The organism is Actinomycetota bacterium, from assembly GCA_018830725.1.
Lineage (GTDB): Bacteria > Actinomycetota > Humimicrobiia > JAHJRV01 > JAHJRV01 > JAHJRV01.
Window position 1 is genome coordinate 1 of record JAHJRV010000084.1, and the last position, 7,130, is coordinate 7,130.

A 7,130-nucleotide genomic window follows, 5' to 3' on the forward strand; every position below is an offset into this window, starting at 1 on the left:
AAAGTTAAAGTTATAGTAACTGAAAAAAGTTTTTCTGGAAAGATAAATCTTGACTCCCCTGAGCTTAGGGGAAAAACAGGTAAACATTAAATTAAATTGCTATACTTTGTTTGTATGACATTAATAAATGATTTATGAATAAAATATCAAAAATAAAAGAGATTTATGATCTTACCAGGTTAGATAATGGATTAAGAGTTGTCAGTGAAAATATACCCCATTTTCGTTCTATTTCTCTTGGCTTTTGGATCGCAAGAGGTTCAAGAGATGAATTAAAGAATGAAGGAGGAATTACCCACCTTATTGAACATCTACTTTTTAAAGGTACAAAGAAAAGAAATGCAAAAGATATAGCAAAAGAATTCGATGAAATTGGAGCAGAATTTAATGCCTTTACTTCAAAAGAATATTTCTGCTTATATTCCAAATTTTTAGATGAGCATCTAACTAAAGTTTTAGATATATTATCAGATATGATAATGAATTCAAGATTTTCAAATAAAGATTTGAATTTAGAAAAAAATGTTGTTTTAGAAGAAATAAAATCAAGAAATGATAACCCCCATTTAATTGTTACTGATTTATTCTATAGATCACTTTTTGGTGATCATCCTTTATCCAGACCAGTATTAGGATTTCATTCTGTTGTAAAATCTTTAACAAGAGATTATATTTCTAATTATTATAAAAATTTTATATCTTCTAATAACACTGTTATAGCAAGTGTTGGAAATATTAAACACAGTTTTATTTTAAGTGAAATAAATAAATATTTAAAGATTCCTGCTAATTTGATTCAGAAAAGAAAGAAGATTTTTGCAGAACCAAGAAAAAAAATTGCTCTTAAGAAAAGAGATATTGAACAAACTAACATATGCTATGGAACAACTGGCTTGGATAGAAATAATGAAGATAGATTTATTTTATCAGTATTACTTAATATCTTAGGTGGAAGCATGAGTTCAAGGCTTTTCCAGGAGATAAGGGAGAAAAGAGGATTAGCTTATAGTGTATATAGTTATCATTCAGAATTTATGGATACAGGGTCAATCTGTATATATGCAGGAACAAGTGTACAAAATGTAGAAAAAGTAATAAAAGTAATTAAAAAAGAGATTTATAATCTAAAAAAGGCTAAAATAAAACAAGATGAACTTGACAGAGCCAAAAGTAATATCAAAGGAAATATAGTTTTAGGATTAGAAGAAACAAACACCAGAATGATAAGAATTGGAAAGTCAATTCTTTGCAGGAATAGGATTTTATCAATAGATGAAATCCTAAAAAAAATTGATAATGTTAGTTTAGATGATCTGGTAAGGATTTCAAATAAATTTTTCGATGAGGATCGAATGGTGCTTGCTGCAGTTGGACCAATTACTAAGAAGCAATTAGAAAAAGCATATTATGTTTAAGTAAAAATAAATTCTTATTGGATATTTTGAGATTATAAATATTTAAAAGGGAGATAGTATTATGATAAAAGCAGTAGTAACTGGAGTGAGTGGGAAAATGGGAAGCACAATTTGCAAAGGAATACTTTTAGAGGAAGATATTAAATTAGTAGCAGCTGTCAGTAAAAGCAAGTCAGGTATAGAGTTAGGTAAAATAATTGGAGACCCTAATGCAGGAATTATTGCTGTTAAAACAATTAAGGAGGCATTAAAAAGCAATCCGGAGGTTCTAATTGATTTTACTCATGCTTCAGTTGCACCTGACAACATTATTTTTGCATTAGAGAATGGAATTCATGTAGTGATTGGAACAACAGGTATAGATGAACAAAAAATAGCAAAGATAAAGAAAAAAGCAGAGGAAGTTAAAGCCAATGTTATTATGGCACCAAATTTTGCAATTGGAGCAGCAATGATGATGAATTTTGTAAAGAAAACAGCTCCAAATTTTCAGGATTGCGAGATAATAGAACTTCATCATGACAAGAAAGCAGATGCACCTTCTGGAACCGCATTAGCTACAGCAAATCTTATTAAATCCATATATAAAAGTAGGAAAAGATTAAAAGATGGAGAAAAGGAGAAGGTAGAGGGAGCAAGAGGATGCTTAGCATCAAATATTCATATTCATAGTATAAGATTGCCTGGTCTTATGGCACATCAAGAAGTAATATTTGGAACTACAGGACAGACATTAACTATCAGACATGATTCTATATCAAGGGAATCTTTCCTTCCTGGTATTTTTTTAGCAGTTAGAAATGTAGCAAAAATGCCAGGGTTCACATATGGAATAGATAAGCTATTGGGATTTTAAACTTTTATTTCATTTATGGAGTTTAACGAAATTTTCCTCCCCCTTGATGGGGGAGGGATGGAGTGGGGGTGAATAGTTAATAAATCATATTAAAAAGTGTTAGCTTAACTTATTTAAAAAACAATATATTCAAAGATAATTTATAAAATTAAAGATGAAAATAGTAATACAAAAATTTGGTGGAACATCACTTTCAACTAAGAAAAGAAGGATAAAGTGTGTTGATAGAGTCGTTGAATTAAAGAAAAAAGGGGAATCTCCTGTTATTGTTGTTTCAGCAATTGGAAGAAAGGGAGATTCTTATGCAACTGACAGTTTGCTTAACTTAGTTGATCTAGATTTTTCACAAAAAGAGGACTTAGACATGTTAATGTCTTGTGGTGAGATAATTTCAGCTGTTATATTCTCAAATATACTTCAGAAAATGGGATTTAAAGCAAAACCGCTCTCAGGTGAAATGGCAGGAATTATTACTGACAATAGTTATGGTGATGCACAAATAAAATATATAAATATTAAATACATATTAGATTTACTGAAAAAAGACATAATACCAGTTGTTGCAGGATTTCAAGGAAGAGATGAGAATGGTTTCATAACAACATTGGGAAGAGGTGGAAGTGATACTACCGCAGTTGCATTAGCAGTTGCTTTAAATGCAAAAAGAGTAGAGATATATTCAGATGTTGCAGGATTGTTTACAGCTGATCCTAATATAGTAAAAGAAGCAAAAGTGATTGATAAGACTGAGTATGAGGAATTATTTAATATGTCTTATCATGGCGCAAAAATAGTTAATATTGAAGCAGCTGAAATCGCTTTAAAGAGTGATAATATAACCCTGGAATTAAAAAGTGCTTTTAGTCCAGAAAAAGGAACAAAAGTTTTAAAAAAGGTTGAAGAGGGTAAAATTGATTTTAAAACTAAAAAATTTGCAAGAGCTGTAACTCATATTCCAGACATAATACAGATTTCAATAAAGCTTGAAGAGAATATAGATGAGGATAAAAGGAGATTAGAAATATATAGTGGTCTTGCAGAAAAAAATATCAGTTTAGATATGTTTACTATTTCACCTGGTATCCTTATGTTTACATTAAATAGTGAATATAAGGAAAAAGCTATAGAAATTTTAAGTAAACTAAATGTAAACTTCAGGTTAAGGGAGAATTGTGCTAAAATATCTCTTGTTGGAACAAGAATTCATGGTGTACCAGGAATTATGGCTAAAATAGCGAATTGTTTATATAGAGAAAAAATTAAAATTTTACAAACTGTAGATTCTCATTCAACTATATCATGTCTTATAAATGAGAAAGATATAAAAAGAGCATTAAAAGTACTTCATAAGGACTTTCATTTAGGTAACAATAAGTAAATAAAGTGAGTGGTAAATAAATCAAGAGTAGTAAATAATAAATAAATCAAGCAAACATTAAAAAGACTAAAATTTTTTATGAATCAAAATTTTTAATAAATATCAGGAGTATATAATGAATAAGCAATTAAAGGGAGATCTATTTACAGCAATGGTTACGCCATTTAATGATGATTATAGTCTAAACCTAGACATGGCAAAAATTTTAGCCAAAAAATTAATAAAAGAAGGTTCAGATGGAATTATTGTTTGTGGTACAACGGGAGAATCTCCAACATTAACCAGAAAAGAGAAGTGTAAAATGTTTGAAGCTGTAAATGAAGCTGTTGGTGATGTAGCCACCGTTGTAGCTGGAACTGGAACATATTCGACGAAAGAAACTGTTGAATTGTCAAAGATTGCTCAGGAAATTGGAGTGGACGGAGTAATGTTAGTAGTTCCTTATTACAATAAACCACCCCAGGAGGGATTATATCAACATTTTAAAACAGTTGCGGAAAATATAGATATTCCAATTTTAATATATAATGTACCATCAAGGACCTCTATAAATATTGATGTATCTACGATCATAAGATTATCGGATATTGAGAATATAGTAGCAGTAAAGGAAGCAAGTGGAGATTTCAAACAGATTACTAAAATAATTACAGGAACTCCAGATAGTTTCAAAGTATTAAGTGGAAATGATAGTGATACATTTGGAGTTTTAAATTTAGGTGGAGATGGGATAGTTAGTGTTGCTTCTCATATAGTTGGAAGAGAAATCAAGGATATGATAGAAAGCTATAAAAAAGGCGATGTTAATAAGGCTCGAGAAATCCATTTAAAACTAATGGATATATTTGAAACACTATTTATAACAACAAATCCCATTCCTGTAAAAACAATGGTTAATATGCTGGGAATGAATGTTGGTCCTTTAAGACTTCCACTTGTTAATGCTACTGAAAATGAGAAAAAAAGATTTGAAGAATCTTTAAATAAATTAAATCTACTGTAGGAAAATCTAATTAATTATAGAATTAATCTAATTCACAGTATTGATATAGGTTTAATATAAATATTTATTGGTTGATTAATAGAAGATATAAAAATAATGGTAAATAAAAGGTCCGCAAAAAAATCAAATAAAAAAACAAGGAATAAATCTTATAAAAATAGTCGTAATAGTAAGAGCAAAAAAACTGTAAGACAAAATCCTAAGAGAAAAAAGCAAATGGCAAAAAGAAGACCTAAGCATCATTCTAAAAAAAGTGAGCCGATATTTAAGGAGAAAAAAGATTTATATGGGTTGTTAGTATTATGTATAGCACTTCTTTTTGCTGTAATTATTTATACAAAAGCATCAGGTATCTTTGGTGAAAAAATAAATGAAATATTGGAATTGATATTTGGAGTTGGCAAGTATGCAATTCCTTTTATACTTTTTGCTTGGTCAATATCTTTTCTTGTAAGAGAGGAGAAGGCTAATTATAAACAAATAGGTATAGGTCTTTTAATTACTTTCATATCAATTCTGGGACTTATCCATTTAAGAGCAAGCAGAAATCAAATGCTAAATGGTGGGTATATAGGTGGTTATTTAACTTATTATTTATCAAAATTTATTGGAAAGATTGCAACTTCAATTATTCTACTATTATCTCTCATTATTTCGACTTTGATACTTACAAGAAAATCTTTAAAAGAAATCAGGGATGATATAAAAAACCTGTCTATGAAATTAAAATTTAAAAAACCAATTCTTAAAAAACCTCATATACTAACAAGGGAATCAGAAAAAGTTTATACATCCGCTGAATTGAAGGAAAAAAAATCAAAGCCCAAGCACGCATTTGAACCTATTGAAAAATTTAGAAAAATTTATAAAACAAAAGAAACACTTCAAACCGATAAAGCTATTTTATATGAAACAAGCCCAACTCAACTTGTAATGTCAGTTGCAAGTGTTGTTGAAGATAAAACTTATAAAATACCGCCACTTTCACTCTTACAAAAGTCTAAGACTTTATTTTCTACTATTACTAAAAGGAATATAAAAGATGTAGTAAGAACATTAGAAAGGGTACTTTCAGACTTTAGGATTGAAGCTAAAGTTAGTGATGTTACCAGAGGTCCCAATGTGACTCTATTTTCGATACAATTAGCGCCTGGTATAATGGTGCGAAAAATATTAACTCTTGAAAATGATTTATGTGTTGCTTTGGGAACTCCAGACCTGAGGATATTAACACCAATACCAGGAAAAGCTGCATTAGGACTTGAGGTCCCAAATAAAGTAAAGGAAATAGTGACATTAGGAGATATATTATTATCTCCAGATATAAATCCGAACAGAGGAATATTGACTGTTCCAATAGGAAAAGACCTAAATGGAGAACCAGTATTTATCGATATTGTAGAGATGCCACATTTACTTATTGCTGGAGCTACAGGTTCAGGAAAAAGTTCATGTTTAAATAATATATTAACTTCACTACTCTATCAAACAAGACCCTGGGATGTTAAATTCTTAATGATTGACCCAAAAATGGTTGAATTAAATGTTTTTGACGGAATTCCTCATCTTTTAACAAAAGTAGTTACAAAACCTAAGGAGGCAGCAGCTGCACTTGCCTGGGTTGTTAGAGAGATGGAACAAAGATTTGAAATCATTGCAAGAGCTAGAGTTAGGTCTATAGAACAATATAATGTAAATTTGGATGAGTTAAATCAACAATTGACAGAGGATGAAGAAAAGTTTCAACATATACCATATATTATTGTTTTTATAGATGAGCTTTATGATTTAATGATTATATCTGCATCTGAAGTTGAGGATTCAATTTGTAGAATTGCTCAGATGGCTAGAGCAGTTGGAATTCATTTAATAGTTGCTACACAAAGACCATCAGTTAATGTTATAACAGGAATAATAAAGGCAAATATTCCCTCAAGAATTGCTTTCGCTGTTACCTCAGGAACAGATTCCAGGGTAATACTTGATCAGGTTGGAGCGGAAAAATTAATTGGTAAAGGAGATATGCTTTATTTACCAACAGCTGCATCAACTCCTATAAGAATCCAGGGAGCATTTGTAACTCAGAGGGAGGTAGAAAGCACTGTGTCCTATATTAAAAATCAAGTTAAACCTAAATATATTAAAGGGATAACAGATGTAGAATCGAAAATTTCTCCTGCTGCAAAGGAGGACGAAGCTCTCGTTGAGGAAGCTTTAAAAGTAATACTGAAGACTGGCTATGCATCAGTATCACTTTTACAAAGAAGATTAAGACTAGGTTATTCAAGGGCAGGAAGACTAATAGATATTTTAGAAGATATGGGAGTTATTAGTGGTTATGCTGGAAGTAAACCCAGAGAAGTTCTTATAACAGAAGAAGAGTTTGAAAAAATAAAATCCAATGAATAAGATCATCCAATTCCAATTTCCCTCATTAATTTCTTTATAAAAAATAGGTTTATTAACAAAAGAGTAATA

The 7,130-nt window shown here is 30.1% G+C and carries 5 protein-coding genes; all 5 read left to right on the plus strand.

Features of this window, described 5'->3' with window-relative positions:
• Window positions 1–134: 134 nt before the first annotated feature.
• The 5 genes from KKC53_03895 to KKC53_03915 all read left to right on the plus strand — a co-directional run bounded on the left by KKC53_03895 (window position 135) and on the right by KKC53_03915 (window position 7,061).
• Window positions 135–1,415, plus strand: a complete 1,281-nt coding sequence (locus KKC53_03895) for an insulinase family protein (GenBank protein MBU2598308.1) — start codon at window positions 135–137, stop codon at window positions 1,413–1,415.
• A 61-nt stretch (window positions 1,416–1,476) separates the two neighbouring features.
• On the plus strand, window positions 1,477–2,271 hold the full coding sequence (gene dapB / locus KKC53_03900) for a 4-hydroxy-tetrahydrodipicolinate reductase (protein ID MBU2598309.1): 795 nt from the start codon (window positions 1,477–1,479) through the stop codon (window positions 2,269–2,271).
• Window positions 2,272–2,425: 154 nt separating this feature from the next.
• Window positions 2,426–3,649 (plus strand): aspartate kinase, encoded by a 1,224-nt coding sequence (gene dapG, locus KKC53_03905; protein MBU2598310.1) that lies wholly within the window; start codon window positions 2,426–2,428, stop codon window positions 3,647–3,649.
• A 115-nt stretch (window positions 3,650–3,764) separates the two neighbouring features.
• Window positions 3,765–4,652, plus strand: coding sequence for a 4-hydroxy-tetrahydrodipicolinate synthase (gene dapA, locus KKC53_03910; protein ID MBU2598311.1), 888 nt, complete (start codon window positions 3,765–3,767; stop codon window positions 4,650–4,652).
• A 216-nt stretch (window positions 4,653–4,868) separates the two neighbouring features.
• Window positions 4,869–7,061 carry a DNA translocase FtsK 4TM domain-containing protein gene (locus KKC53_03915; GenBank protein MBU2598312.1) on the plus strand — a complete coding sequence of 731 codons (2,193 nt, stop codon included), beginning with the start codon at window positions 4,869–4,871 and terminating at the stop codon, window positions 7,059–7,061.
• Window positions 7,062–7,130 lie beyond the last annotated feature (69 nt).

Bases quoted from the DNA above. Each gene is read 5' to 3' on its own strand.
- KKC53_03895 (MBU2598308.1), top strand. From the start codon at position 135: ATGAATAAAATATCAAAAATAAAAGAGATTTATGATCTTACCAGGTTA.
- dapB (MBU2598309.1), top strand. From the start codon at position 1,477: ATGATAAAAGCAGTAGTAACTGGAGTGAGTGGGAAAATGGGAAGCACA.
- dapG (MBU2598310.1), top strand. From the start codon at position 2,426: ATGAAAATAGTAATACAAAAATTTGGTGGAACATCACTTTCAACTAAG.
- dapA (MBU2598311.1), top strand. From the start codon at position 3,765: ATGAATAAGCAATTAAAGGGAGATCTATTTACAGCAATGGTTACGCCA.
- KKC53_03915 (MBU2598312.1), top strand. From the start codon at position 4,869: ATGGCAAAAAGAAGACCTAAGCATCATTCTAAAAAAAGTGAGCCGATA.